Source organism: Neorhizobium sp. S3-V5DH, assembly GCF_004343065.1.
Taxonomy (GTDB): Bacteria; Pseudomonadota; Alphaproteobacteria; order Rhizobiales; family Rhizobiaceae; genus Neorhizobium; species Neorhizobium huautlense.
Map to the genome: position 1 here is coordinate 20,576 of NZ_SMCL01000005.1, position 25,197 is coordinate 45,772.

Annotated in this window: 23 protein-coding genes; 17 read left to right on the forward strand and 6 right to left on the reverse strand. The window is 59.4% G+C overall.

Annotated features, from left to right (window positions below; genetic code table 11):
* Positions 1-179 precede the first annotated feature (179 nt).
* The 6 genes from EDE09_RS10010 (at position 180) to EDE09_RS10035 (ending at position 6,928) form a co-directional block, all read left to right on the forward strand.
* Complete coding sequence (locus EDE09_RS10010; protein WP_132410126.1) at positions 180-1,895, forward strand: EAL domain-containing protein; 1,716 nt, start codon at positions 180-182, stop codon at positions 1,893-1,895.
* A 65-nt stretch (positions 1,896-1,960) separates the two neighbouring features.
* Positions 1,961-2,479, forward strand: coding sequence for a ubiquinone biosynthesis methyltransferase UbiE (locus EDE09_RS10015; protein WP_132410128.1), 519 nt, complete (start codon positions 1,961-1,963; stop codon positions 2,477-2,479).
* The gene (locus EDE09_RS10020) at positions 2,476-3,654 is read left to right on the forward strand and encodes a class I SAM-dependent methyltransferase (protein WP_132410130.1); all 1,179 of its coding nucleotides are present in this window, start codon (positions 2,476-2,478) and stop codon (positions 3,652-3,654) included. Before EDE09_RS10015 ends, EDE09_RS10020 begins: the two co-directional genes overlap by 4 nt.
* Positions 3,651-6,011, forward strand: coding sequence for a SpoIIE family protein phosphatase (locus EDE09_RS10025; RefSeq protein WP_132410132.1), 2,361 nt, complete (start codon positions 3,651-3,653; stop codon positions 6,009-6,011). The genes EDE09_RS10020 and EDE09_RS10025 overlap by 4 nt, the downstream gene beginning before the upstream one ends.
* A 4-nt stretch (positions 6,012-6,015) precedes the next feature.
* Positions 6,016-6,576, forward strand: coding sequence for an ATP-binding protein (locus EDE09_RS10030; RefSeq protein WP_132410134.1), 561 nt, complete (start codon positions 6,016-6,018; stop codon positions 6,574-6,576).
* 13 nt (positions 6,577-6,589) lie between these two features.
* Complete coding sequence (locus EDE09_RS10035; protein WP_112797559.1) at positions 6,590-6,928, forward strand: hypothetical protein; 339 nt, start codon at positions 6,590-6,592, stop codon at positions 6,926-6,928.
* A gap of 37 nt (positions 6,929-6,965) precedes the next feature.
* Here the strand turns inward: EDE09_RS10035 and EDE09_RS10040 are convergent, their stop codons facing one another.
* The gene (locus EDE09_RS10040) at positions 6,966-8,114 is read right to left on the reverse strand and encodes an AraC family transcriptional regulator (RefSeq protein WP_132410136.1); all 1,149 of its coding nucleotides are present in this window, start codon (positions 8,112-8,114) and stop codon (positions 6,966-6,968) included.
* 381 nt (positions 8,115-8,495) lie between these two features.
* Here EDE09_RS10040 and EDE09_RS10045 point away from each other — a divergent pair, with 381 nt between their 5' ends.
* The 5 genes from EDE09_RS10045 to EDE09_RS10065 are packed head-to-tail and all read left to right on the forward strand — an operon-like array spanning position 8,496 to position 13,885.
* A complete protein-coding gene (locus tag EDE09_RS10045; protein WP_245505119.1) occupies positions 8,496-9,500 on the forward strand; it encodes a UDP-glucuronic acid decarboxylase family protein in 1,005 nt (334 codons plus the stop codon).
* Positions 9,500-10,486 carry a UDP-glucose 4-epimerase GalE gene (gene galE, locus EDE09_RS10050; RefSeq protein ID WP_132410140.1) on the forward strand — a complete coding sequence of 329 codons (987 nt, stop codon included), beginning with the start codon at positions 9,500-9,502 and terminating at the stop codon, positions 10,484-10,486. The genes EDE09_RS10045 and galE overlap by 1 nt, the downstream gene beginning before the upstream one ends.
* Positions 10,483-12,390, forward strand: a complete 1,908-nt coding sequence (locus tag EDE09_RS10055) for a glycosyltransferase family 2 protein (protein WP_132410142.1) — start codon at positions 10,483-10,485, stop codon at positions 12,388-12,390. The genes galE and EDE09_RS10055 overlap by 4 nt, the downstream gene beginning before the upstream one ends.
* Complete coding sequence (locus EDE09_RS10060) at positions 12,383-13,360, forward strand: glycoside hydrolase family 26 protein (protein WP_132410144.1); 978 nt, start codon at positions 12,383-12,385, stop codon at positions 13,358-13,360. The genes EDE09_RS10055 and EDE09_RS10060 overlap by 8 nt, the downstream gene beginning before the upstream one ends.
* Positions 13,361-13,375: 15 nt before the next feature.
* Positions 13,376-13,885: a DUF995 domain-containing protein gene (locus EDE09_RS10065; protein WP_105371275.1), complete on the forward strand. Its 510-nt coding sequence runs from the start codon at positions 13,376-13,378 to the stop codon at positions 13,883-13,885.
* An 84-nt stretch (positions 13,886-13,969) separates the two neighbouring features.
* Here the strand turns inward: EDE09_RS10065 and EDE09_RS10070 are convergent, their stop codons facing one another.
* A complete protein-coding gene (locus EDE09_RS10070; protein WP_105371274.1) occupies positions 13,970-14,272 on the reverse strand; it encodes a hypothetical protein in 303 nt (100 codons plus the stop codon).
* Between the two features lie 255 nt (positions 14,273-14,527).
* On the opposite strand from EDE09_RS10070, the gene EDE09_RS28135 reads away from it, so the two are divergent.
* From EDE09_RS28135 to EDE09_RS10090, 5 genes are all read left to right on the forward strand, one after another.
* Positions 14,528-14,668 (forward strand): hypothetical protein, encoded by a 141-nt coding sequence (locus tag EDE09_RS28135; RefSeq protein ID WP_165924154.1) that lies wholly within the window; start codon positions 14,528-14,530, stop codon positions 14,666-14,668.
* Positions 14,669-14,771: 103 nt separating this feature from the next.
* Entirely contained in the window at positions 14,772-16,292 is a 1,521-nt protein-coding gene (locus EDE09_RS10075; protein ID WP_132410146.1) for an ABC transporter substrate-binding protein, read from the forward strand.
* A gap of 11 nt (positions 16,293-16,303) precedes the next feature.
* Positions 16,304-17,242, forward strand: a complete 939-nt coding sequence (locus EDE09_RS10080) for an ABC transporter permease (RefSeq protein ID WP_132410148.1) — start codon at positions 16,304-16,306, stop codon at positions 17,240-17,242.
* A complete protein-coding gene (locus EDE09_RS10085; protein ID WP_132410150.1) occupies positions 17,239-18,063 on the forward strand; it encodes an ABC transporter permease in 825 nt (274 codons plus the stop codon). Before EDE09_RS10080 ends, EDE09_RS10085 begins: the two co-directional genes overlap by 4 nt.
* Positions 18,060-19,484: an ATP-binding cassette domain-containing protein gene (locus tag EDE09_RS10090; protein WP_132410152.1), complete on the forward strand. Its 1,425-nt coding sequence runs from the start codon at positions 18,060-18,062 to the stop codon at positions 19,482-19,484. Before EDE09_RS10085 ends, EDE09_RS10090 begins: the two co-directional genes overlap by 4 nt.
* 86 nt (positions 19,485-19,570) lie before the next feature.
* On the opposite strand, the gene EDE09_RS10095 is transcribed toward EDE09_RS10090, so the two are convergent.
* The 3 genes from EDE09_RS10095 to EDE09_RS10105 all read right to left on the reverse strand — a co-directional run bounded on the left by EDE09_RS10095 (position 19,571) and on the right by EDE09_RS10105 (position 22,707).
* On the reverse strand, positions 19,571-20,125 hold the full coding sequence (locus EDE09_RS10095) for a DUF3299 domain-containing protein (RefSeq protein ID WP_132410154.1): 555 nt from the start codon (positions 20,123-20,125) through the stop codon (positions 19,571-19,573).
* Between the two features lie 142 nt (positions 20,126-20,267).
* Positions 20,268-21,203: an asparaginase gene (locus tag EDE09_RS10100; RefSeq protein WP_245505109.1), complete on the reverse strand. Its 936-nt coding sequence runs from the start codon at positions 21,201-21,203 to the stop codon at positions 20,268-20,270.
* Positions 21,204-21,237: 34 nt separating this feature from the next.
* Positions 21,238-22,707, reverse strand: a complete 1,470-nt coding sequence (locus EDE09_RS10105) for an amino acid permease (protein WP_132410158.1) — start codon at positions 22,705-22,707, stop codon at positions 21,238-21,240.
* A 211-nt stretch (positions 22,708-22,918) separates the two neighbouring features.
* On the opposite strand from EDE09_RS10105, the gene EDE09_RS10110 reads away from it, so the two are divergent.
* Positions 22,919-24,328 carry an aspartate ammonia-lyase gene (locus EDE09_RS10110; protein ID WP_132410419.1) on the forward strand — a complete coding sequence of 470 codons (1,410 nt, stop codon included), beginning with the start codon at positions 22,919-22,921 and terminating at the stop codon, positions 24,326-24,328.
* Between the two features lie 53 nt (positions 24,329-24,381).
* On the opposite strand, the gene EDE09_RS10115 is transcribed toward EDE09_RS10110, so the two are convergent.
* Entirely contained in the window at positions 24,382-25,101 is a 720-nt protein-coding gene (locus EDE09_RS10115) for a FadR/GntR family transcriptional regulator (protein ID WP_132410160.1), read from the reverse strand.
* Positions 25,102-25,197: the final 96 nt, after the last annotated feature.

The following is a 25,197-nucleotide window of genomic DNA, read 5'->3' on the forward strand; positions in this document are numbered from 1 at the left end:
GCCTCTAGAGTAGTTAGAATTTGCTGCGTCGTCGGTCCCGCGGCATTGACCACAACACGTTACGCGATAGTTTTGTGAAAGAACCGAGTCAGCCGGAATTGAGTTAATTCAAAGTCGAGCAGATGCAGATGGGTTATTCAGGTTTCGTTTAAGAGGACGGTGCGAAAGGGGAACGAGAGATGTCGAATACCGATGCGACACGGTCCGCCCCTGTGGAAAATCGCCTTTACGCCGATACGGTTGAACTCGTCTCCTTTTATGATGAGAGCTTTCATCTCACGGAGTGCTCGGCAAGGCATCGAAAAGCCTACGCCGTCGATTCGCTGGTGGACGCAACCCTGTGGCACGTCTACCCGGAGCTGCTGGCTGATGCGACAAAATCTGCGGTAGAATTCGTGCTTGCGAGCGGACTGCCTCGGACAGTCGAGATTGCGAATGTGAAAACGGGAGATGAACGCACGCTCATCATCTTCCGCAGCGCCGGCGGCATCGGCATCATCGAAGCGGAAAGCACCTCGAGCTTCCATAGAACCTACAGCCAGAGCGAAAAAGACCGCGCTCTTCTTCTGCACCAGGCAACCCACGACGTGTTGACCGGTTTACCAAACCGACGGCAATTCAGCGATCAGTTACGGGGCGCCCTTCCGGTCTCCGAGGGGAGCAAACTTGCTCTCATGCAAATCGACCTCGATGACTTCAAGCCTGTCAATGACACGTTGGGGCACGGCGCCGGCGATACCGTGCTGAAAATGGCGGCCGAGCGAATTAGAAGCGTGCTGGGAGACCAGGAATTCGCCTACCGGTTGGCCGGCGACGAATTCGCCGTCATCCAATGGAGAGCCAATCAGCCGAAAGAGGCCGAGCGCCTTGCCGAGGCGCTCGTCAGCGTCTTCAAGGAGCCGTTCACTGTCGGTGGCATCAACGTCTTCGTCGGCGCAAGCGTGGGAATTGCTGTTGCACCGACTGATGGGAATGAGTTCGAGCAACTGATGAAAGCGGCCGACATCGCACTCTATGCAGCCAAGAAAGATGGCCGGCACCGGGCGCGGACGTTCACGCGCGCCATGCTGATTGTTCTGGAACAACGGGAGATGTTGCGGCGCAGCTTGCGAACCGCCCTCACGGAAGGTCAGTTTTTCGTCCAATATCAGCCCCTGGTAACGCCGTCCTTCTCGATTGTTGGCTTCGAAGCACTATTGCGGTGGCGTCACCCAACGGTCGGCGTCATCCCGCCCAATGTCTTCATACCCATGGCTGAGATGGACGGACTGATGAGCGAAATCGGCCAATGGGCGCTTGAAACCGCCTGTCGCGAAGCCATGAAATGGCCGCCCCATTTTACGGTTGCCGTCAATCTCTCTCCGGCGGAATTTCTGCATGCGGGGCTTACGGATCGCATCGCGCAGACTCTGGATCTGGTCGGCATCCCCGCAGACCGGCTTGAACTCGAAATTACCGAATCCGTGCTCCTGGAACGGACGATAAACAATCTCGATACGCTCAACACCCTGAACATGCTGGGTGTGCAGATATCGCTAGACGATTTTGGCACCTATTACTCCTCGCTCAGCTATTTGAAGAATTTCCCCTTCGATACGATCAAGATCGACCAGTATTTTATCAAGGATCTCGAAAACGACGAGAAGAGCCAGACGATCGTCCGATCCATCATCGCCCTGGCCCACGGCCTTGGGATGAACGTCACCGCCGAGGGCGTGGAAACGGCCGAGCAGGCTGCTTGGCTCAGCAAGACGGGTTGCGACCGGCTGCAGGGATATTATCTGGGCCATCCCATGCCCGCCTCGACAATCGACGCGTTCCTGCACAAGTTCGCGTCGACCGTTCCTCTCGGGGAAACGCCGATATCCAGCCCCAACCCCGCCTTCGAACCCTGATGGTGCCAGCAGCAAATCGTGTGAAGAGCTTCAGGACCGAGGAGTAGATGAAAGGAGGAGAAGACATGCGTGCAGCCAGGAAGAAGCCTCAGGAAACGGGCTTCGCACCCCTGATCCAGTTCGAAATGGACATGGCAACCTTTCTGTCCGACTGGCAGCATTGCGATCAGCTGTCGACCTTTATGGCGAGGATGATCAGCCATAACCGCATGGACCCGATCCGCCACTCGAATTTCTTCTCCTTTGCTCTCAATGAGCTGCTGGAGGTGTCGTTTCGCGGCGGCTCTCCCGAAGGCAGGCTGGACTGCACGGTCTATCGACATGATTTGAAGGAACGTGTGAGGCTCAGTTTCAGATGCCCCCCCGGACAGCAGCAGTTCTATCGCGAGGCCATAGCGAAGACTCATCAAGAGGATGTGCTCGGGAGGTACTTGAGCGCCATTTCAATGGATCAGACACCAAACAGGGAGGTCATTCTTCTCGATCTGGCGATCAATTTCGACGCTGACTTGCATCTCGAGGAACATGCTCCGTCAGATATAACGTTCGTCGCCGACCTTCCGCTTGAAAGAGCCCTAAGTTGAACGCCATCGTCTTTTCAGCGCCATTCACTGCGGAGTTCGACGCCAACAACCAGGAGTTTTCACTGGCGGGCGTGATCCGGCCGCATTCGGTGGACGAGATCGCGGCAACCATTTCCATGCTGAAAAGCGCGATAGCTGATGTGCGAGGGGTCCTCCACATCAATTTGCGACGCCTCGTCCAAATGAATAACACCGCTTTCCAGGCCATTTCTCGCGTCGTTCTTGATGCCTGTCGGGCGAGGCCGGATCTCCGGTTCGTCGTGGTGACCTCAAGCGTCGTCGGCTGGACCGAGCGCATGTTCACGCACCTGAACAGGATCGAACCGCGGGTGACCGTGGAAGTTTATGATTCCAAATTCTATCCCGGCCAAAGCTTCGTGGAGGATACGAGCTTCATTCCGATATTGCGGACTCAAACCAAAATGACATGGCGCCATGAGCGCACAATCCTTCCCCGTCACGGCATGCGTCCGGGAATCGTGATGGCCGATATCTGTTGTGGCATCGGTGATTTCGCCATTCTTGTCAAAAAAGAGTTCCAGCCAACGCGCATCGTGGCGCTCGACCACTCGAAAGCAAGCCTTGACTATGCGCGCGACATGGCGGCCAGATTCGGCATTGCCGATGTCGAGTATACCTACGGCGACGCATCGGAAATGCTTCTCGAGGACAATCAGTTCGACTTGGTGACCTGCCGGCATTCGCTTCAGATATTCAATCGGCCGACGGCGCTTTTGAAGGAGCTTTATCGGATCTGCAAACCTGGCGGGCGGGTGTATATTACCAACGAAAAGAATTCGCACTGCCTCGGAGAACCCCGATCGCAGAGCATTCAGTGGACATATGATGAGGTTGCAAAGCTATTCAGCCACTTCGAAATGGATGTGGAATTTGGACCCAAGAGCCGTCGACATCTCGTCGATGCCGGCTTCGACGATATCCTGGTGGAATCCTTCATGGTTACAAATTTGGACGGAGATCCCCAGGACTTTGCCGACGTGATTGCGGCATGGGAACAGGTTTACGCAGGAGAAATGGCCGTAAAACGTGGCGATCCTCCCGAATTCATTGAACGGTTCCGCCAGGGGTTCAGGGATCACATCTTTGCCGCCCTTCACCCTAAGGGATACGCCGGCTGGCCAATCTGGGCGGCATCCGGACGTAAACCACTATGAGGACACCAAGCCAGCAGGTCGCACGGTTTGGATTGCGCTCGTTCCGCGCGAAATTCGTAATCGTCGTCGGAAGCGCGGTTCTCTTCGATTTGCTCGTAACGGGTGGACTAGCGCTTTGGAATGTGCGACGTCTCTCGCAAGACGCAACCGCCGAGGTCGGCCAGGGGCTGGAAGAGGCCAATCAGGGTTATATCCGTTCTTACGCGGAGACGACGGCCGAGCATGTCAATCTGCTCCTGAACCGCGTCCATTCCGACGTAAACACGCTGGCTGGCGTCCTTCAGGCGCAGATTGACGGCCCTCCGATGGCAACCCAGATCGGGGAGGCGGTGGCTCGCAGTGCTCCGGAAACGGTCGAGGTCGTTTACGACGCCAAAGGAGGATGGGCCCAGAACCTGCCCGGTCCGCCATCCGTCGTCAGTGTGTGGGGATATCTTCTCGGTTCCGATCATCTTCCGCTGCCCGAAGTGCAGAAGGATATCGAGAACAGCACGGTCCTCGACCTCATTGCACCAAGTCTGCTGGCAAATGGTCTGTCAAAGCTGCAGATGTATTACATCGGCCCCAAGGAACGACCGATCTTCCGCACGGCGCCTTACACGGATCAGGCCCAGACTTTTGACAAGCTCTATCCGGGCCATAACAGTGCGGAGTTCTGGACCTTCTTCTTTCCGGGGCTTTACGAGTCCTGGGAGCAATGGGCCAAGGATCCGAACCAGCGGCCGGTCAACGACGACATTACCCAGACGGCCCCTTATACGGATGCGATCACCGGCAAGCTCATCGTCAGCTTCTTCCAGCCACTCTGGTCTCGCGACCGCACGAAGGTCGCAGGCGCCGCCGGAACGGATATCACCCTCGACCAACTGGCAGAAATTGTCGAAAACGTCAAAGTCGCCGATAATGGCTTCGGCTTTCTCACCATGTCGGATGGCAATGTTGTTGCCATCAATCCCATCGGCGAGAAGATCATGGGCCTGCAGGCGTTGAGCGATACGGGCGGCGAAGGCGTGACGGGCCTCAGCCGCTCCCTCAGGCGCAGCATACAGCCGGAAATCGCGCAATTGCCACTGGGGGAAGATGGACTGTTGCGGCACATCCTCCTCGACGAAAACGGCGAGAAGGTTCCGTATCTCGTCGTCCTAAAACAGTTGCAGCCGACAAATCTCTGGGTCTCAGGCCCTGTCGGGCGTGAAGCCATGCTGCTCGGAATTATCGTGCCGGAACGCGAAATCTACGCCTCGCTGTTTGCCGCCCAGGCGGGGATTTCCAAGGCGACCAACCGGATCCTGATTTACCAGGTTCTTGCTCTTGCCGTATCCCTGTGCTTCGTCATCGGAGCGGTCTTCGCCATATCCAAGCGCATAACCAGAGGCATCAGCGCGCTCGCCGATGCCGCCAAACGCATTCAGGCTAAGGATTATTCTGTTCGAGTGGATATTCCGACGCATGATGAGGTCGGCGAAGCCGGACTAGCCTTCAACCGCATGGCGGAACAGATCAGTTTCCATACCGAAAACCTCGAACAGCTCGTTGACGACAGGACGAAGGAGATCGAAGAGGCGAACCTGCAGATTTCCGCCTTGAATCAGAAGTTGCGCAGCGAAAACCTGCGCCTTGGCGCGGAACTGGCCGTGGCGCGCCGAATCCAGATGATGGTGCTTCCAAAGGCCGGTGAGCTGGAAGAGATAACCGATCTGGAGATCACGGCCTACATGCGGCCGGCCGATGAGGTCGGGGGCGATTACTACGATGTCCTGAAGGACGGCGAGCGACTGAAGATCGGCATCGGCGACGTGACCGGGCATGGCCTCGAAAGCGGCGTCCTGATGCTGATGGTCCAGTCGATCGCACGGGCCTTGCAGGAGGCAGGCGACATGGATCCTTCGCAGTTCCTGAACAGCATGAACCGTGCGATTTACAAGAATCTTGTGAGGACCAGCACGAACAAGCACCTTTCCCTCGCCTTCCTGGATTACGACGGAAGGCGCCTCACGCTTTCGGGTCAACACGAGGAGTTGATCGTCGTGCGCAAGTTTGGAAAGGTGGAACGGATCGACACGCTCGATCTTGGCCTGCCGATTGGACTGGAACCGGACATTTCGCCGTTCGTGGCAACACGAGAAGTCACCTTCGATCGGGGCGACATGATTGTTCTTCATACGGATGGCGTGACCGAGGCAGAAAGCCCGGACGGCGAACTATTCGGGATCGAGCGGCTTTGCGAAAGCGCCGGCCGGCGCTACGGTTTGAGCGCGGAGGATGTGAAAAACGGGATCATCGACGACCTGATGGCCCATATCGGTACGCAGAAAATTCATGACGACATCACGCTTGTGGTCATGAGACACAGGTGATCGAATGACAACTTTATATGGGCTGGAAGATCTGGCAATCGGAACCGGCGAAAAAGTCACACGGCTTTGCCTCTTCGAGGGACCTCTGGAACTCGGTTGGAAGCACTGTGCCATCACATCCGATTTTGTCGCCGAATTCGTCGCATTGCGCTACCGTACATCCCGCAATCTTTATAAGGAGGTTCGGCACAATGTCGGTTATCTGACGAATGAGCTTATTGAGAACGCCGTGAAGTTCCGTGCAGCCGGCGAGGTCGTCGTGGAAGCTTCGGTCGACGACAATGTTTTCCGGGCAAAAGTCTCCAATCTTATCGATGAGGAGCCCGCCCTGCAGTTCCAGCACTTGCTGTCGGAAATCACGACTGGCGACCCAGGGGACCTTCTTATAAAGCGGATCGAGGCGAATGCGACCAGCACGACCGAAAACGGCTCGGGCCTTGGGCTTTTGACCCTCATGAGCGATTATGGCGCTCACTTTGCGTGGGTTTTCGGTGCCGAGGAGCCGGGCGGCAAGATCCCGCTCGAAACCTATGCATCTATCGCGGTTCCAGATGTCTCAAATTAACGGGCGGTTCAATATGGAAGTCACGGAAGACGAATATCGTGTCTGGTCAGAGGGTACGGAGATTTATTTTGACGGGTCCATGCGCTTGCCCAATACAGAGGCCTACGCGCCTATCTTTTCCCTCGTCATGAATATCATTGAAACCGAACCGGATCGCGTTACGGTGGATCTTACCGGGTTGCAGTTTCTCAATTCATCCGGGATCAACCTGCTCGCAAAACTTACGATCGAGGCGCGCAACAGGCCCAATATCCGATTAACAGTGCGCGGAAGCTCGGAATATCCCTGGCAGTCGAGGTCCCTTCCCAACCTGAAGAAACTGCATCCTGGCGTCGATCTCACGCTCAGTTGACTGAAGGAGCCGGCATCTGCGGGGCAACAAAGCCCGATTAACCTGCCAGCGCTAGCCAATCGCCGATCGTCGTCTCATGACTGCGTGTGGCAAAAGCAGCCGTGCTGGCCACATGGCCCGTCCCCATCGCCCTTCGGATTTCGCGAGGGCTAACTCCGAATTCATGGCTGAAAGCGCGTGTGAAATTAGCCGCCACGTCGAAGCCGGCAGCGTCTGCGATCTCGGCGATCGGCCTGTGATTGGTTCGATCGCTCAGCTCCGCATACGCTTGCTGAAGACGAAGTTTTCGAATGTAGTTTAGGACGCCTCCACTGGATTCGAACAGTTGGTAGAGGCGCGTGCGCGAGATGCCCAGTGCCTGGCACATGGTGTCGGGTGTCAGATTACCCGAGTGAAGGTTGAGATGAATATAGCGATGCGCCCGCTCCATCATCCCCATGTTGGTCTGCATCTGTTTTGCGTCCAGCTTCGTCGATGAAGTGACGCAAGCAATAACCATGTCCTTGACCGCCCGTATGACCCCCGGCACTTCCCCTGCCGTGAGGCTGCTAAGCTTTGCCTCCATTTCGTTGATATAAGTGACGAGCAAATCGGCGAGGCCGCCGGATAGGATGGTGTTGTTGGCCGCCTGCAGAAGGCTGGCATCATTCGCCAGCGATTCATAGGAGAAGAAGAGGAGTACGGCTGTAGAATCGGTTATCCGCCCGCGATAGGGATAACTGAGAGACCTGAAGAATATCTCCTCCGGGGCGGTCTCTGTGACGTGGCGGTCAACTTCGGTCCATGCTCGGCCGCTACGAAGAAGACCGAGATTCCAATGGTCGATCGGGCTCGATCGGAGCATGGCCTGGTCGCGGATATAGCTGTGCTCGGGCGTACGTTGCTGAACGACGAGCATATCGCCGAGCCGCCACCCGATCTGCTCGGCAAGGAAACCATCATCGGGAGACTTCCCATTCGGCAAATGCACCTCGACGAGCGGAGCCATATGTGCCCGCCACGCTTCGAATTGCTCCAGAAGAGGCAGATCCAGTGTCGAGAACCTCAGGGGGATCAGTGCGGGTGGAGCTTCGGGACGGTCTTCTTTCTGGGTAGCAGGCTCGCGCGGCCACCGCCGCCGCTCCAGATGGTCTGGCCACCCTTCTCCCTTTGCCGATTTGTTTGCAGATCCGAACTCTTCACTCATTCAAATCCTCCGGCTCACAAACCGAGCCCGGGCAGCCTGAAGTTAAGAACGGCAATCTCGGAGCGCCTGCCGAAAAGGGAGAAAATCCCGAAGTGCCACAGCTAAAAGTTATAATCCATATTACTTATTTAGAAAAAATGTACAGAGCGATAATTTTTAGGATGTGATGATAACGACAACTGTCCCGTTTGCTTGTATCTAAATAAAAAAGCAAGACCCCCGGAGAGATACCCGGAAATATCTAAATATTCACCTGTGCCAGCATCCAAGGCGAACGTCGTTGGATAGGTGAAACCGCGTCTTATTAAAAACAATCCGTCGAGTATGGAGGTAGTCGTGAACTATCTTGGTAACATTCGTGCCCAATCTTCTGCAGAAGCGATCTATAGGAGGCGTTCCTCACCGCAAAAACCCCAGAAATCAAAAAAGATTATTGTCGCCGGAGGCGCCGGTTTTCTGGGATCACATCTGTGCGAGACTCTTCTCCAGGCCGGTCATCAAGTCGTTTGCCTCGACAACTTCTCCACCGGTCTGAGACGCAATATAGACCATCTGGAGCGGTTTGACACGTTCAAGGTCATCGCGCACGACATAGTGCAACCGTTCGACCTGAAGGTCGACGAGATCTACAATCTCGCCTGCCCGGCATCGCCTCCGCATTATCAGCTCGACCCGATCCACACCACGAAAACCTGCGTATTGGGTTCGCTCAACCTGCTGGAACTGGCCTCACGCACTGGCGCACGCATTCTCCAGGCATCCACCTCGGAAGTCTACGGCGACCCGAACGTCCATCCCCAGATCGAAAGCTACTGGGGCAATGTTAATCCCTTCGGCCCGCGCTCCTGCTACGATGAGGGCAAGCGTTGCGCGGAGACTTTGTTCTTCGACTTTCACAAGAAGCTTCAGGTCGAGGTGAAGGTCGTTCGCATCTTCAACACATACGGCCCACGCATGCGTCCGGATGACGGCCGCGTCGTCTCCAACTTCATCGTCCAGGCTCTCACAGGGCAGGATATCACAATATACGGCGACGGTTCGCAGACCCGCTCGTTCTGCTTCGTCGACGATCTCGTTGACGGTTTCCTCCGCATGATGGCCTCGCCGCCGTCGTTGACGGGACCCGTCAATCTCGGCAATCCCGGGGAATTCACCATCGGGGAACTGGCCGAACAGGTGATTGGAATGACCGGTTCCCAGTCGAGAATCATCCATCATCCGCTGCCAACCGATGATCCCCGCCAGCGCCGCCCCGACATTTCGCTCGCCACGCAGGAGCTCGGCTGGCGCCCGCATGTGGATTTGGCGCAAGGCCTCGTACAGACGATCGACTATTTCGAGCGCCTTCTCGCTCGCACGACGCGCGAGCTTGCGGAGGCCATGTGATGACCACGCCACGGATCCTTGTCACGGGCGGGGCCGGTTATATCGGTAGCCACACCGCTAAGCTGCTCCGCTCGGAAGGGATCGAGCCGGTCGTCTACGACAACCTGACGACCGGAATCCGTACCTCGGTGCGCTGGGGGCCTTTCGTCGAAGGCGATGTCCTCGACCTGCAATGCCTGATCGAGACCATCGAGAAATATGTACCGGATGCCGTCATCCACTTCGCAGCGTCCGCCTATGTGGGCGAATCCGTGCAGAACCCGGCGAAGTACTACAACAACAACGTCTGTGGCGCGTTGTCACTTGTGGATGCCTGCCGACAGACCGGCCTGCAGAACATCATTTTCTCATCGAGTTGCGCGGTCTATGGGGTGCCCTCCGTACTGCCGATTGATGAGGCGACACCAAAGGCGCCGATAAACCCTTACGGCAGAACCAAGTTGATCGGCGAATATATGCTCGCCGATTATGCGGCGGCATTCGGCCTGCGTTACGTCGCCTTGCGCTATTTCAATGCCTGCGGAGCCGATCCCGAAGGAGAGCTCGGCGAATGGCATGTTCCGGAGACCCATCTCATCCCGCGGGCCCTGCTGGCAGCGGCCGGCAGAATTCCGCATCTGGAGATATTCGGCGACGATTATGATACGCCGGACGGAACCTGCATAAGGGACTATATCCACGTCGCCGACCTCGCGCAGGCACATCTGCTGGCCTTCAGGCATCTTGCCGGAGGTGGAGGCAACCTCGCTGTCAATCTTGGCTCCAGCCACGGTTTCTCCATCAGGGAGGTCCTGAAGGCGATTGAGGAAATTACCGGGAGCAAGGTCCCGGTCATGATGCATACGCGTCGGCAGGGCGATCCGCCGAGCCTCTATGCAGATGCCAGTCTCGCGCGCCGCACCCTGGGTTTCCAGCCACGATATTCCGATCTCGAAACCATCGTGCGTACGGCTGCCCCCTACTTCGGGCTGGAGGTGCGGTCGTGACGGAGCTGGCAACGACGAAAGTGCAGGACATCCCGAATGTCGCTCAGGAGCCGCTTCTCGTGCCGGTTCTGGCCGGGTCCCGCCGGGTGGAATATCTGGTCCTGGCCGGGCTCTGGGCCCTTGCCCTTCTCTACTTCTGGGCCTGGTGGCTGGAGCCGCGCCATCACAACGACGCTTTCGGCTCCGTGATCGTAAGCGTGGTGCTGATCTGGATCACCCTGCTGCCCGCCTATTTTATCGTCATCTTCTATCGGGCAACCAAACCAAACGGCCCCTTGCGCCTGCCGGCCGAAAGCCGGGTGGCCATGGTCGTGACCAAGGCGCCTTCTGAGCCGTTCTCCGTCGTCAGGAAAACCTTGCAGGCGATGCTAGCCCAGGATGTGCCGCACGATACATGGCTCGCCGACGAGGACCCATCCTCCGAAACGATCGCCTGGTGCCGCAGCCATGGTGTCTCCGTCTCGACCCGCAAAGGGCGAACCGATTACCACAGGGCCTCCTGGCCGCGACGCACGCGATGCAAAGAGGGCAATCTCGCCTTCTTCTACGACCACTATGGTTACGATCGTTATGATTTCGTCGCGCAGCTCGACGCCGACCACGTTCCCGAGCCCGGTTATCTTTTCCAAATGCTGCGCCCGTTCGCCGACCCGAAAGTCGGCTATGTCTCCGCACCCAGCATCTGCGACAAGAACGCGGCTGAAAGCTGGTCGGCTCGGGGAAGGCTCTACGCAGAAGCGAGTATGCACGGTTCGCTTCAAGCCGGCTATAATGCAGGGCTGGCGCCATTGTGCATAGGATCGCATTATGCGGTGCGCACGTCGGCGCTCAGACAGATCGGCGGCCTGGGGCCGGAACTGGCGGAAGATCATTCCACCACGTTGATGATGAATGCCGCCGGTTGGCGGGGCGTACATGCCCTTGACGCTATTGCCCATGGCGACGGGCCTGCCACGTTCAGCGACCTTGTGACACAGGAATTCCAGTGGTCGCGCAGCCTAGTCATGCTTCTTCTGCAGTATTCTCCCCGCCTCGTCGGCCGGTTGCCATTCAGGCTCAGGTTCCAATTCCTGTTCTCCCAGCTCTGGTATCCGCTTTTTGCTTTCTTCATGCTGCTGACGTTTGCAACGCCGATTGTCGCGCTCGTGCGCGGTGAAAGCTTCGTGGCTGTGTCCTATCCGGATTTCCTGCTGCATTTTGCAGGGCTCGCGATCACTCTCGTGGTGATGGCCTATCGCTGGCGGGCCAGCGGTTCGTTCCGCCCATACGACGCCAAGGTCCTGAACTGGGAATGCATGCTCTTTCTTTTGGCGCGCTGGCCATGGGCGGTTGCCGGCACGCTGGCGGCAATCCATGACTGGTTCACAGGATCCTTTGTTGATTTCCGGGTCACCCCAAAGGGGCGGTCCGAAGTCGATCCGCTGCCGCTGCGTGTCCTGGCGCCCTATGCCTTCCTTGCACTTGTCGCGGTGCTGCCGGCATTCGCCATCGCCGATGCCGGAGCGACGAAGGGGTTTTACCTCTTTACGATCCTGAATGCTGCGATCTATGCCCTGCTGCTGCTGGTCATCGTCATCAGGCATTCCCGCGAAAACAGGATTGCCACGCCCCCCCGATTTTATCGTCCCGCCATGGCGCTTGCGCTGTTGACGCTCGTCATCCTCCCCGGAGTTGCAACGACTATGCGTGGAAAAGACGGGGTTGAGGCGCTCGCCTGGGGGGGCAGCCTTCAATTCTTCACCGAACGCTACGGGGTCGCCGGGGCGGGCAGAGGTGGAGCCGCGCTACGCACGATCATCTTGAAGCCACGATGGGATTCCGTTCCGGCGGGAACTGAATTGAGAACGGATGCCGTTTATCCGGATTGGCGCTATCCGAGCCTGAAGGAGGAGGACAATGCATAACCTGTCGAAAGTAATAGCCTTGTCGTTAACCAGCCTGTTGTTGTCGGGATCTGTCCTTACGGCGATCATGCCGCGCAATCTTCCCGAAGCAGGACTACTTGCGTTTGCTGCGCCATCAGCCATGACAGCGGCGACACGGTCGATAAAGAGGCCGATCGTCACCCCTGATTCAATAACCTTCGGCGCCTATGACCCGCATGGCGACTTCGACGAACCGTCGAGTTCCTGGATCGAGCACCTCTTCCTGCCTTGGGAAGACGTCGACCTGTCCACGCTGACGCTCGCCGACGACTACGCGCAAGCACGCGGCCGTTCGCTGCTGATTTCAGTCGAGCCATGGTCCTGGTCGCCCGACTGGCGCTTGACGCCGCAGGAACTGCTGCAGGGCATTCTGAACGGTTCGCGGGACGAGTACATGGCTACCGTCTGCTCTGCCGCCGCGACATTGAAAAGCCCGGTCATCATCCGCTGGGCCCAGGAAATGGATGAGACAGACAACCAGTTCTCGTGGTCGCACTGGCAGAGCAACGACTATATAGCCGCCTACCGCCGGATGGTGCAGGTTTGCCGAACCCATCTGAAGACGGCCCAATATATGTGGTCACCAAAGGGCAATGAGGGCCTTGAGGCCTTTTATCCCGGGGATGACGTGGTCGATGTCATTGGCCTCTCGGTCTTTGGCTTTCAGCAGTACGATCGCTATACGACCGGGCGGGACCAGACGTTCTCTGAACGGCTGACGCCAGGATATGGCCGTGTCTCGCATTTTGGCAAGCCGATCATGGTCGCCGAACTCGGCTATGAAGGTGACGAGTCATACGTTCGTAACTGGGCCGAAAGCGTGACCAGACGGTATCCCGACTTTCCGGCCCTGACCGCAGTGGTCTACTTCAACGACCGCGAAGTCTATCCCTGGCCGAACGGCTTTGGCCGGCCGGATTGGCGGGTGGCACGCGAAACCACGAATTGAAGAAGGAACTCCGACATGCTGACATTTCCGAAAATGTTTCTGGCGTTCGCTTTAGCCGGTGGTTTTGCGACGGCGGCATCCGCTGCTGGGTCGTCCGGAGGCGCTAACGTGAAGGCCACTACCCCCCTGAACAATACAGAAATCTACAGGCTTTATGGCCAAAACTCGTGGATCTGGAAGGCTGGTGCGGGCCATTTTTCGGTGCGGGCGCGACGGTTCACAGCCTGGTCAAGGGAAGAAGGTCCTCCTTCCTATGGCGTCGGCCGATGGTTTATTACCAAGCCGGGCAAGCTCTGCTTCAATGCTCGTTGGTACGCCCAAAGCGGCTCGGCTCCGGCAATCACCTGCTTCAGCCATCGCAAGAAGGGAAACGTCATCTACCAGAAACGTGAACCTGACGGTCAGTGGTACATCTTCAGGAATGCGCCCGTGAACTCCTCCGACGAGTTCACCAAACTACGCTATGGCGACTATGTAGGCGCGCAATTGGGCAAGATCCAGGCGATCGTCGGCAAAGCCCCATAACCGGGCCGGGGGGGAGGGGAGTTGCGCGCCTGGCATCACTGTCGATTCGGTACAGCGTATTGACCTGATGCCGGCGCGCAACTCCTACCGCATGAAACAGCGCGACGTGCTTCCGAAACCGCTCGGCGTGCAGATATAGGGGGCACGACCGAGGTAGCTCGTCTGGATGATCTTTGCTTCTTTCTGCTTCACGATCGCTTGCCCGCGTTCGACAGGTTTTCTCGTCGGCACCGAATAGCCGACCTGCTTGACCGACAGCGGCGTCCGCTGACCCTGATCGGGTACGAACGAACATCCGGCAATGCCTGCCACAAGCAACGTTGCGACGGCGCAGCACAGCGTCTTCTTCGCGAAGGTCTCGGGCAAAAATTTGATTGGCAATGTCACGGCGAGTTCCCCTTTTTGATGACCCCGTGCCGATAACCCTACCTAAAAGGCTTTAATTAGGCGTTTCTGAAAAAGTGATAATCCACGGAATTCGTACAGCTTGATCGGCTGGCGCTTCATCCAAGTAAGACCTGCCGAAGCGGCTCAGGCCCTCTTCAAAACGCGGTCACTGGCTACGTATGTTATTACGTAACATTTCATTTGACGAACGTAATAACATTACCTAAGGAATCGCTTCCAGTTTTCGAGGACGCGATGAGCGATATCAGCCTGAAATTCAAACATCCGACGCCCGGCTATCAGAACCACGCGGCGCTCCGTCATCTTTGCGGGGCACTCGAGCATGGTTCGCTGACCGTGATCATGGGGCGAGACCAGGCGGGTATCGATCCATGAAGCTTGGCCGAAGTCACGAAGGAGGACGCCGAATATGGCGTTGCGGCCTGCGAAGTGGGGCTGAGCGGACAATTTTGATATCCAATCAGAAATGGAGAATGCGATGCGCATGATGAAGGCGCTTTTCCTAACGCTGACGCTCGGAGCGCCGATATCCGTCAGTTCCGCCTGCGCCGAAACGCTCAAGGTCGCGGGACCTTGGGAGATCGCCGGCATCGAACCGGCACAGACCGGCTATGTCTTCAGCCGGCTTCAGGTCGCCGAGACGCTTGTCACGACCGACAAGCAGGGCACGCTCGCCCCCGGCCTTGCGAAAAGATGGACGGTTTCCGATGACGGTTTGAACTGGTCCTTTGCGCTTCGCGACAACGCCGTTTTCCACGATGGGACGAAGGTCACCGCAGAGGCCGCCGTTGCCAGTCTTAGGCGGACGCTTGGAGGGGTAGGGGTCCTTTCTCAGGCTCCGATTGCCGAAATCGCAGGCGAGGGCGGCGAAATCCGCATCAAGCTGCACAAGCCGTTTTCTGCCTTGCCCGCCTATCTCGTGCATTTCAGCACCATCATCCTTGCTCCGTCTTCATTCGACGGTGCAGGCAAGATCACCGGCATCGTCGGGTCCGGGCCTTATCGGGTGAAGACACTCACCCCGCCGGCCCGGCTCGAACTGGAGAGCTCGGGCAGGTGGTGGGGTGGCGAGCCCGGCATTACGGAGGTGAGCTATCTCGCCGTGGGGCAGGGGGAAACCCGCGCCCTTATGGCCGAGAGCGGCGAGGCCGACCTCGTCTTCTCCATGCTCCCGGTCTCGGTCGATCGTCTGAAGGCCAATCCGAAGCTGGACGTCCAGATCGCCACGATCCCGCGCACCCGCATCCTCAAGGTCAATGCCGGGTCGCCCTTCTTCGATCAGATCGAGGAGCGGCAGGCGATCAGCGCCGCCATCGATCGGGTGGGGATCACCAAGGTTATCCTGCGCAATGCCGATCTGGCCGCCACCCAGCTTTTCCCGCCGGCGATGAAGGGCTGGAACATGCCTGGCGTCGAGCCGCTTACGCAGGATGTCGAAAAGGCGAAGGCGCTGCTGGCGGCAGTCGGCTGGACGCCGGGCAGGGACGGCATCCTCGAAAAGGATGGAAAGCGCTTCAGCGTCACCATGCTGACCTATTCCAGCTGGCCGGAACTGCCGCCGCTCGCAACAGCGCTTCAGGCTCAGCTTCGCCGGGTCGGCATCGACGTCAAGGTATCTGTGGGCAACAGTTCGGAAATCCCCGCGCGCCACAAGGATGGAACGCTGGAGATGGGGTTGATCTCACGCCTCTACTCGATCGTGCCCGATCCGGTGGGCACGCTTCTGCAGGACTATGGTCCGGGTGGAAGCGACTGGGGCGCTATGGGGTGGGACAACAAGGAGATGCAGGCTGTCGTCGAAAAGCTCGCCGCGACAAGCGATGCCTCTGTCCGCGCTCCCCTCGAGACACAAGCGGCCGAGATCCTGCAACAGGAACTGCCGAGCATCCCCGTCACTTGGTCGGAACTTGCCATCGTTTCCAGCAAGCGCATCACGGGCGTCGCGGTGGATCCGCTTGAGGTGAACTACGGCCTCTCCTCGATCCGTTGGGTAAAGTGACGGGCAGCGCGATGAAGAACTTCCTTGTCGCGCGCTTGCTGCAGGCCGGCATCGTCTCGGTCGCGGTCGGGGCCTTGTGCTTTATCCTGATGCGCGTCCTGCCGGGCGATGCGGCCATGCGCGTTGCGGCGGGCCGCTACGGGCCGGATGCAAGAATTGCCGATGCGGCGGAAAAGGTGCGCCTCGAACTTGGTCTCGACCGGCCGATCGCGATGCAGTTCCTGGAATGGCTTGGTAGCCTGGCGCGTTTCGACCTCGGCCATTCGCTGGTAACCGGCCGCGCCGTAGCCCACGAACTGCAGGTGCAGCTCGTTGCTTCCGTCTGGCTGGCGGCGGCGGCTCTCGTGCTGTCGCTGTTGATCGGTCCGATCGTCGGGCTCTTCGGCGGCCTCAAGCCGGGGGGAGCCGCGGATCGTCTCGGTCTCATGAGCGCCGTCATCTTTCGCGCCATTCCGCCTTTCGTGCTGGGGCTGATCCTGATGCTGGTCTTTTCCCGGCAGCTCGGTTGGCTGCCGCCGGCCGGCTTCGGCTCGCCGCGCGAGATCCTGCTTCCGGCATTGACCCTGGCGCTTGGGCTGGCGGCCATGTCGAGCCGGGTCACCCGCAACGCGGTCGCGGCCGTTGCCCGGGCACCCTATTTCGCCTTCGCGCGCTACAAAGGGCTTTCGGAACGCGTCGTCGTGCGCCGTCATGGGCTTCGGAACGCTGCCATTCCCGTCGTCTCGTATCTCGGCCTGCAGGCCATCTATCTGATCGAAGGGGTCGTGGTGGTGGAGTCGCTCTTTGCGTATCCGGGCATCGGGCATGCGCTGGTTCATGCGATCGTCGAGCGCGATATCCCGATGGTGCAGGGGACGGCGCTGATGATGGGGCTGATGTTCGTCGCGATCGGAGCGGCTGTGGACCTTCTCACCCTCTGGCTGGATCCGCGCACAGGGAAAACCGTATGAGCACCATCGGCAACATGACATCCACGAGAGCCAGAACGGGTGTCGGGACGGCGCGACTGGCCGGCGCCGGGCTGCTGATCCTGCTCGGCGGCTTCGCCCTTCTTGGCCCTCTGTTCATATCATCCGATCCGTCGACGCAGGATCTCGGGGCAAGCCTGGCCCCAATAGGCGGCGACTACCAGCTGGGTGCGGATCACTACGGGCGCAGTCTCCTGGCGCGTCTCGCCCACGGGGCACGCCTCTCCTTCGGCATGGCGTTTCTCACCATGCTGGCGGCGGCGGTGCCCGGCATCCTGCTTGGCCTTGCCGCGGCGTGGAAAGGCGGATGGACGGAACGCATGCTTGAGTTTGTGGCGACCGTGGTGCTGGCCTTGCCGGGGCTCATGCTGGTGCTGCTGCTGCTCGCCTTTTCCCCGGGCGATTACGGGCCGCTCTTCCTCGGGCTGTCGCTAACCCTATGGGTCGAGTTCTACCGCGTAACCAAGGCGACGACGCGGACGGTGCTTGCCCAGCCGCATATCGAAGCGGCGCGCATGCTTGGTTTCGGCTCCCGCTATATCCTCGTCCATTATGTGCTGCCGGTCATCGGGCCGATGATCGCCACGCTGTCTGCTTTCGCCATGGCGACCGCCATTATTGCCGTTTCAACGCTAAGCGCGATCAGCGTTGGGTTGCAGCCCCCGACGCCGGAACTGGGTAGCATGATCGTCGAGCTTCTCCCCTATTTCGCTGAAGCGCCCGTTCATGTGTTGCTTCCGGCCGTCCTGATCTTCCTGCTCGTACTTGGCCTGCAACTGCTCGCGCAAGGAGATCGGGCATGAACATATCCATCAATACCGACCTTTCCGTCTCCGACCTATCCGTGCATTCCCAGTCGGGTCCCATTGTTTCCGGTATATCGCTTGCCGTGGGTCGCGGTCGGCCCTTGACCCTGCTCGGAGAAAGCGGATCTGGAAAGTCCCTCGTTGCCCAGGCGATCATGGGCACCCTGCCAAATGAGTTGCGCGCTACAGGCCATATCCTCTTCGAGGGCGCGGAAATTCTTCGTGAGGCGCCGTCGGAGCGACGTCGCCGCTGGGGCCGCAGCATCAGCCTCCTGCCGCAGGAGCCGTGGTTGGCGCTCGATCCGACCATGCGCGTGGCGCCGCAGGTGGCCGAGGTCCATCGCTATGTGAAGGCAAAGTCGGTTGAAGACAGCGCAATAGCAGCCAGGAGCAATCTTTCCGATGTTTCCCTCCAGCAGGCAGCCGAGCTCTACCCGTTCCAGATGTCCGGCGGCATGGGCCAGCGGGCGGCGATTGCCATCGCGCATGCTGCGGATGCCGAGCTTCTGATCGCCGACGAGCCGACCAAGGGTCTTGATGCGGCGCTCAGGCGTTCGGTAACGGCCCGTCTGCTGTCGGAGGTAGAGGCAGGACGTCTGCTGCTGACGATCACCCACGACGTTGCCGTCGCTCGTGCCCTCGGCGGAACTATAGGCGTCATGCTGGACGGACGCCTCGTGGAGTACGGCGAGGCCCGGAAGTTGCTGGAGGCACCCGAGCATTCCTACACAAAAGCGCTGCTGGCTGCTGAACCGGCGCGATGGGAGCCGCGGAAACAGAAGAACGCGGGCGAGATGGTCGTTGCCGGGCGGGGACTGGAAAAGCGTTACGGCGACAAGACCTTGTTTTCCGGCCTCGATATCGAAGTCGCGGCCGGCGAGATCGTCTCCATCTTCGGCCCGAGCGGCTGCGGCAAGACGACCTTCGGCAACATCTTGCTGGGCCTCACCAAATCAGACGGGGGAAAGGTTCAACGCGGGCCTGGCCTTTCGCCATTACGCTTCCAGAAACTCTACCAGGACCCGCCGGCGGCATTCGCACCCCATCAAACCATCCGCAAGGGACTGAAGGATCTTGTCCGGCTGCACGGCAAGGGCTGGGCCGATGTCGAGGCGTTGGCAGGTCGCCTGCGTTTGCCCGATATCTTGCTCGACCGTCTGCCGGGACAGATTTCCGGGGGTGAGTTACAGCGCTTTGCGCTGCTGCGGGCGTTGATCCTCAACCCCGTTTTCCTGTTCGCGGACGAAGCGACATCCCGTCTCGATCCCGTCAGCCAGAAGGATGTGATCACATTCCTGCGGGAGATCGTGGAGGAAACCGGACTTGCCGTCCTGCTGGTGACCCACGATAGGGATGTTGCAGAGAAGATCTCGACGCGGATGATCGACCTTGGGGGCAGCGGGCTCTGTGATACATGAGGCGACGGCTCTTTGCCCGCTGCCTTGACGTGGCTTGCCGCTTTGCGGGAAAAGCTCTCATATCTATGAGAGCATCCGGCATTCCGTCACCTTGCGACAACCCCCAATGGCGATATCGAGCGCAGATCGGGATCCGGCAGGCCTGTGACTCTTGTCACCTTGGCACTGCTCATGCTGTAACCGTAATCAAGGACACGCACACCATCCATGATGAAGAGTTGCGCCTTGTCGAGGCCAGGCCTCAAAGAGCCGGTCACAGTGATGACCTCATATACGCGCGACATACGGAAAGGCTCGTCCGAAACCACGTGGACCAGTTGATTGGGCGGCGGCGGCGCGCTGTGGCTGCATGCGCCAGCCCACGGCACCAGCATGAACTCGTAGACGAGATCGCCGTCCTGATCAATCGGCAGGATGAAGCCCGTCAGCTCGACCATTCGGCCCTCGTCATGCCACGCGAGCGTTTCGCCTTGCGACCGGCTGATTGCCATGCCGGGCAACGGCATTGTCGCAGTCGACTGGTCGGAAGGTCGCAGGGCATTCCACTGAATGGGCTGCGCATCAGCAAGAACACTGGATGTCTGGCAGGCGAGGGCGGCGGCAAGCGCCACAGGTTTCAGGATGGAAAGAGGAAGCCTCATCTTTGTGTCTCCATGCCTCAGGGTCATATCATGGCCACGGGGCATGGCGATGGTATTTGCAACACCGCTCAGTCGTCAAAGCAAAAAGGTGGCGAACAGCTCCAGCAAGGCAAGCAGGTCTCAATAAGCCATGCGGCGCACATCACTCCGCATCGGCGGGGTTTTGGTCGCTGAACGCGCGCACCATGTTTTCGGCCGAGCTTTGGCTTGCGATCAGGCTGGACAATAGAATGCGCGCCTGGGCGGGGCGCAGCGTCTGGGAATGAACCGCGCCGGCCTTGGCCAGGTCGTGTCCACCGCCACCCCCGCCATAACCAGCGGTCAGAAGCCCCACAGGAACACGGCTCGAGATGACGATGGAAACGCCAAGCTCGGTGCAGTGCCTGACAGCGTCGACTATGCCGGGATTGGCGTTGCCGGAGCCAAGCGCCGCGAGCACGATGCCATGGGCGCCCGCTTCGACGCTTGCCCGGATATGGGCGGCATCGCAGCCGGGATAGATTGCGACGACATCGACGCGGATGCTGTCGACCGGCGCCGGCAGGTGCGGGCCTTCGGTGCAGGGAAACGAGCGGGCGGAGCGGAAAGCATCTGCCTCGTCGCTGCTATGCTTGAAGAGCCCCCAGGCGGACAGGACCCGGCCGCCGAAGGCTATGAGCACACCTCGTTCCGCATTCGCGGGATCCGCGGCGAGCCGGATGGCGGCTAAGAGATTTGCCGGGCCGTCCGCGTCGGGATGATCCGCCGTGAATTGCGCACCGGTGAAAATTACCGGTTTCTGCGTCGTCAGCTGCAGATGGACGAGGAGGGCGGTTTCTTCCATCGCGTCCGTGCCGTGCAGCACGACAATGCCTCCCACATCGGCATCGTCGAGTTCCGCCTTTACGGCATCGCTGATGCGCTGCATGTCGGACAAGGTCAGGCTGGCGGAATCCTTCGACATCAGGTCCACCGGACGCAGATGCGCATCGGCCTGCGGGAGGAGCGCCAGGAGATCCTCGCCGGAAAGCGTCGGGGTGCTTGCGCCGTTCGTGCCGCGCTTGCTTGCAATGGTGCCGCCGGTGGCGATAACCGCCACCAACGGCTTCGTCGCGCTCTTTTTCAACGCTCGTTCACTCACCGGCGATGCTGGGTGCAAGAGTGCGTTCTGCTGCAAGGCGGTTGATGCGATCACGCAAGAGATACCAACCGATGGCAAGTGCCGGTGCGATGAGCGCCAGCGACGCGATGGTCCAGGTCCCGACGGGATAGTCGAAAGCCATGAGCACCAGCACGCCGAAGAGGAAAAGAAGCGTCAGGATACCGGTATAGGGCGCACCGAACATGCGGAAATCCAGACGGACAAGCTCGCCCCGGCGGGAGAGGTGCCAGAGCTTCAGCTGGCAAAGCACGATGACACCCCAAGCGCAGATGATGCCGAGCGCCGAGAGGTTGAGGGCGATCTCGAAGGCGGCGGCCGGGATAATCGCGTTCAGTGCCACGCCGATCACCGTGACGACGGCGGTCACTGCGATGCCGCCATAAGGTACGCCCGCCTTGTTCATCTTCGCAAGAGCAGCCGGCGCCGACCCGGAAACGGCCATCGAGTGCAGGATGCGACCGGTGGAGTAGAGACCGGCATTGAGCGAGGAAAGCACGGCGGTCAGCACAACCAGGTTCATGATGATGTCTGCACCTTCGACGCCGATCGTCCCGAAGAAGGTGACGAAGGGGCTCTCGCCGGCTTTGTATGCCGTATAGGGCAGGAGCAGGGAGAGCAGCAGGACCGAGCCGACATAGAAGACGATCAAGCGGAAAACGACCGTGCGGATCGCGCCCGGCATGACCTTGCGAGGGTCCTCCGTTTCACCGGCGGTGGTGCCAATCAGCTCGATCGAGGCATAGGCGAAAACGACACCCTGAATGATGACGAAGGCCGGCAATATGCCGTTGGGGAAAAGGCCTCCGTTGTCGCTGATGATGCTGAAGCCGGCAGGATGACCGTCAATCGGCGTGCCGGAGACGACGAAATAGATGCCCACGACCAGGAAAGTCGCAAGAGCCAGGACCTTGATCAAGCTGAACCAGAATTCAAGTTCACCGAAGACCTTGACCGACAGGAGGTTCATCGCCAGCACGATCACCAGCGCAACGAGGGCGAACACCCATTGGTCGATGCCGCCGAGCCACGGCACATAGTGCTTGAAGAAATTCATGTAGAGCGCGACGGCGGTTACGTCCGCCACCGAGGTCATCGCCCAGTTCAGCCAGTACATCCAGCCGGTGACGAAGGCCGTCTTTTCCCCGTAGAACTCGCGGGCATAGGAGACGAAGGAACCCGAGCTCGGACGATGCATGATCAGCTCGCCGAGCGCACGCAGGACCAGGAACGCAAAGAAGCCGCAAAGGGCATAGACCAGGATGAGCGCGGGTCCGGCTTGGGCAAGGCGTCCGCCTGCCCCGAGAAAAAGACCGGTTCCGATCGCGCCTCCGATTGCGATCATCTGGATCTGGCGCGGCTTCAGCGCCTTATGATACCCGCTATCCTCTTCGATGAACACTTCGCGGTCGACAGCGGCGGCTTTGATGGCTTCCGTTGACATGGCTCCTCCCTATGAGCGTGCTTTCCCACGATCCCCGCAGCAGTAAAGGGATCGCCTCTCTAAGCTGTTTTACAGATCCTCGATTTCAATCTCTGCGTCTTGTGCAGACGTTGCTCGGCGATCTGTAGCCCTTCTTGCGACATTTGCGGAAATCTGTCAAACAGCTTTACAGATTTACCCGCAATCAGTCCAGGAGGAAAATGTGGCCGAGATGCGTATCGAATATGATCTGCTGGGAGCGAAGGAAGTACCGGCCGAGGTATATTGGGGCGTTCACACCGCGCGGGCGGTGGAGAATTTTCAGGTTACCGGCATGCCGATCGGGCGTTTTTCGCACCTCGTCCGCGGCCTGGCTTTTGTGAAGGAGGCCGCGGCGCTTGCCAATCATGAGCTTGGTCTTCTGGATCACAGGCGGCTCGAGGCCATTGCCCTTGCATGCCGCGAAATTCGCAATGGTGCGCTGCACGACCAGTTCGTGGTTGATGTCATTCAGGGCGGGGCAGGCACTTCGACCAACATGAACGTGAACGAGGTGATCGCCAATCGTGCGCTGGAACTACTCGGCCATCGCAAGGGCGACTACTCTCACCTGCATCCCAACGATCATGTCAATCTGAGCCAGTCGACCAACGACGCCTATCCGACGGCGGTCAATGTCGCGCTGATCGAGGCAATCGACGGCCTTTCGGCATCGATGGAGATCTTGCAGGCCTCGTTCGAGCGGAAGGCGTGCGAGTTTGACGGCATGCTCAAGATGGGGCGCACGCAGCTTCAGGACGCTGTCCCGATGACGCTCGGCCAGGAATTCCGCACCTTCGCCGTTATGCTCGGTGAGGACAGGGCACGTCTTCTGGAGTCCGCCAAGCTGCTCCACGAGATCAATCTCGGCGCGACCGCCATCGGCACGGGCCTGAACGCGCCCGCCGGATACGCCGCCTGCGCCTGCGCCCATCTCTCGCGTTTGACGGGGCGGCCACTGGTGACGGCAAGCGATCTGATCGAGGCGACCCAGGACCCCGGCGCCTTCGTTCACCTCTCCGGCGTGCTGAAGCGCGTCGCGGTCAAGCTGTCGAAGACGTGCAACGACCTGCGTCTGCTTTCATCCGGTCCAAGGGCGGGGATCGGAGAGATCAATCTGCCTCCCGTACAGGCGGGCTCGAGCATCATGCCCGGCAAGGTCAATCCGGTTATACCGGAAATGGTCAACCAAGTTGCCTTCGCCGTGATCGGCAACGACATCACCATCACCATGGCGGCCGAGGCGGGCCAGTTGCAACTGAATGCCTTCGAGCCGATCATTGTCCGTTCGCTTTCGGAGAGCATCAGCCATCTGAGCGCCGCCTGCCGTATCCTGGCCGAGCGCTGCGTCGACGGCATCAGCGCAAACCCGCAGATCATGGCGCGCCGCGTGGAACAATCGATCGGCCTGGCTACGGCGCTCAATCCGATTATCGGATATTATGCGGCCACCAAAGTCGCGCAGGAAGCACTCGCAACCGGGCGAACCGTCCCGCAGGTGGTGCTCGAACAGGGCCACCTGACGGCGGCGCAACTTGAGGAGGCGCTGAAGCCCGAGCATCTGGCAAACCTGTCGCCTGCAAGCCTTGCTGCCGAAGCATAGCGTGAGCACTTTTAAAAGATAGGAGATAGAGCGGCCTGTTACGGGGGGGCGCTCTATTGCAGTGGTTGTGCCGGATCGTTTCCGATGATCGTGGTGACGACCTGCTTGACCTCGCCGAGATGCGCTTCCATGGCTTCGCGCGCCCGCTCCTCCGAGCCCTCCCGGATCGCGTCGACGATCTGGCGATGCTCGATGTTCGACGCTACGCGACGCCCGGCCATGAGGTTGACCAGCTCGGACTGCTGCATCAGCGCGTCCCGGGCATCGGCGACAATCTTCGCGAAAACGGCATTTCCCGAAGCTTCGGCGATCGCACTATGGAACCCGGAATCCAGAAGTACCCATTGATGTGGGTCCGTCTGCCTATCCATCTCGTCACAGATGGCGAGCAGAGCCGCCAGCTGTTGCTCGCTGCGTCGCAAGGCAGCCCATCCAGCGGCCGGGCCTTCGATAAACGGGCGAGCCTCTATAAGATCGCGAGAAGAATAGCCGCCGTAGTTGAGATCGGGGTTGGGTGAGGCGGTCAGGACATAGGTGCCGCTGCCAGTGCGCGTCTGGGTGAGGCCAAGTGTCTGGAGCGAGCGCAGCGCCTCTCGGATAATGGGTCGGCTTACCCCATATCTGCCGGCCATCTGGGCTTCCGAGGGCAATCGGGTGCCGACGGCAAGCCGCCCTGACGTAATGGCTGAGCGGAGGTCTTCGAAGATGGCTTCCGCCGCGTTCTTCCGACTGATCGGACTTGTATCAGATAGCCAATCAGTCAAACCACTCATTGCCCAAAGCTTCCATCGATGCGCCAATTTGTCAAACTGCTCGGCAGCTTAGCACAGCTTTCATACTACCGGGAGGCCGACCCGAAGCCGGGTCGG

Excerpts from the sequence above, each read along its gene's own strand:
- EDE09_RS10025 (WP_132410132.1), top strand. The coding sequence starts at position 3,651 with ATGAGGACACCAAGCCAGCAGGTCGCACGGTTTGGATTGCGCTCGTTC.
- galE (WP_132410140.1), top strand. The coding sequence starts at position 9,500 with ATGACCACGCCACGGATCCTTGTCACGGGCGGGGCCGGTTATATCGGT.
- EDE09_RS10085 (WP_132410150.1), top strand. The coding sequence starts at position 17,239 with ATGAGCACCATCGGCAACATGACATCCACGAGAGCCAGAACGGGTGTC.
- EDE09_RS28135 (WP_165924154.1), top strand. The coding sequence starts at position 14,528 with ATGAGCGATATCAGCCTGAAATTCAAACATCCGACGCCCGGCTATCAG.
- EDE09_RS10030 (WP_132410134.1), top strand. The coding sequence starts at position 6,016 with ATGACAACTTTATATGGGCTGGAAGATCTGGCAATCGGAACCGGCGAA.
- EDE09_RS10015 (WP_132410128.1), top strand. The coding sequence starts at position 1,961 with ATGCGTGCAGCCAGGAAGAAGCCTCAGGAAACGGGCTTCGCACCCCTG.
- EDE09_RS10075 (WP_132410146.1), top strand. The coding sequence starts at position 14,772 with ATGCGCATGATGAAGGCGCTTTTCCTAACGCTGACGCTCGGAGCGCCG.
- EDE09_RS10095 (WP_132410154.1), bottom strand. The coding sequence starts at position 20,125 with ATGAGGCTTCCTCTTTCCATCCTGAAACCTGTGGCGCTTGCCGCCGCC.
- EDE09_RS10090 (WP_132410152.1), top strand. The coding sequence starts at position 18,060 with ATGAACATATCCATCAATACCGACCTTTCCGTCTCCGACCTATCCGTG.
- EDE09_RS10010 (WP_132410126.1), top strand. The coding sequence starts at position 180 with ATGTCGAATACCGATGCGACACGGTCCGCCCCTGTGGAAAATCGCCTT.
- EDE09_RS10110 (WP_132410419.1), top strand. The coding sequence starts at position 22,919 with ATGCGTATCGAATATGATCTGCTGGGAGCGAAGGAAGTACCGGCCGAG.
- EDE09_RS10080 (WP_132410148.1), top strand. The coding sequence starts at position 16,304 with ATGAAGAACTTCCTTGTCGCGCGCTTGCTGCAGGCCGGCATCGTCTCG.
- EDE09_RS10040 (WP_132410136.1), bottom strand. The coding sequence starts at position 8,114 with ATGAGTGAAGAGTTCGGATCTGCAAACAAATCGGCAAAGGGAGAAGGG.
- EDE09_RS10060 (WP_132410144.1), top strand. The coding sequence starts at position 12,383 with ATGCATAACCTGTCGAAAGTAATAGCCTTGTCGTTAACCAGCCTGTTG.
- EDE09_RS10115 (WP_132410160.1), bottom strand. The coding sequence starts at position 25,101 with ATGAGTGGTTTGACTGATTGGCTATCTGATACAAGTCCGATCAGTCGG.
- EDE09_RS10105 (WP_132410158.1), bottom strand. The coding sequence starts at position 22,707 with ATGTCAACGGAAGCCATCAAAGCCGCCGCTGTCGACCGCGAAGTGTTC.
- EDE09_RS10065 (WP_105371275.1), top strand. The coding sequence starts at position 13,376 with ATGCTGACATTTCCGAAAATGTTTCTGGCGTTCGCTTTAGCCGGTGGT.
- EDE09_RS10035 (WP_112797559.1), top strand. The coding sequence starts at position 6,590 with ATGGAAGTCACGGAAGACGAATATCGTGTCTGGTCAGAGGGTACGGAG.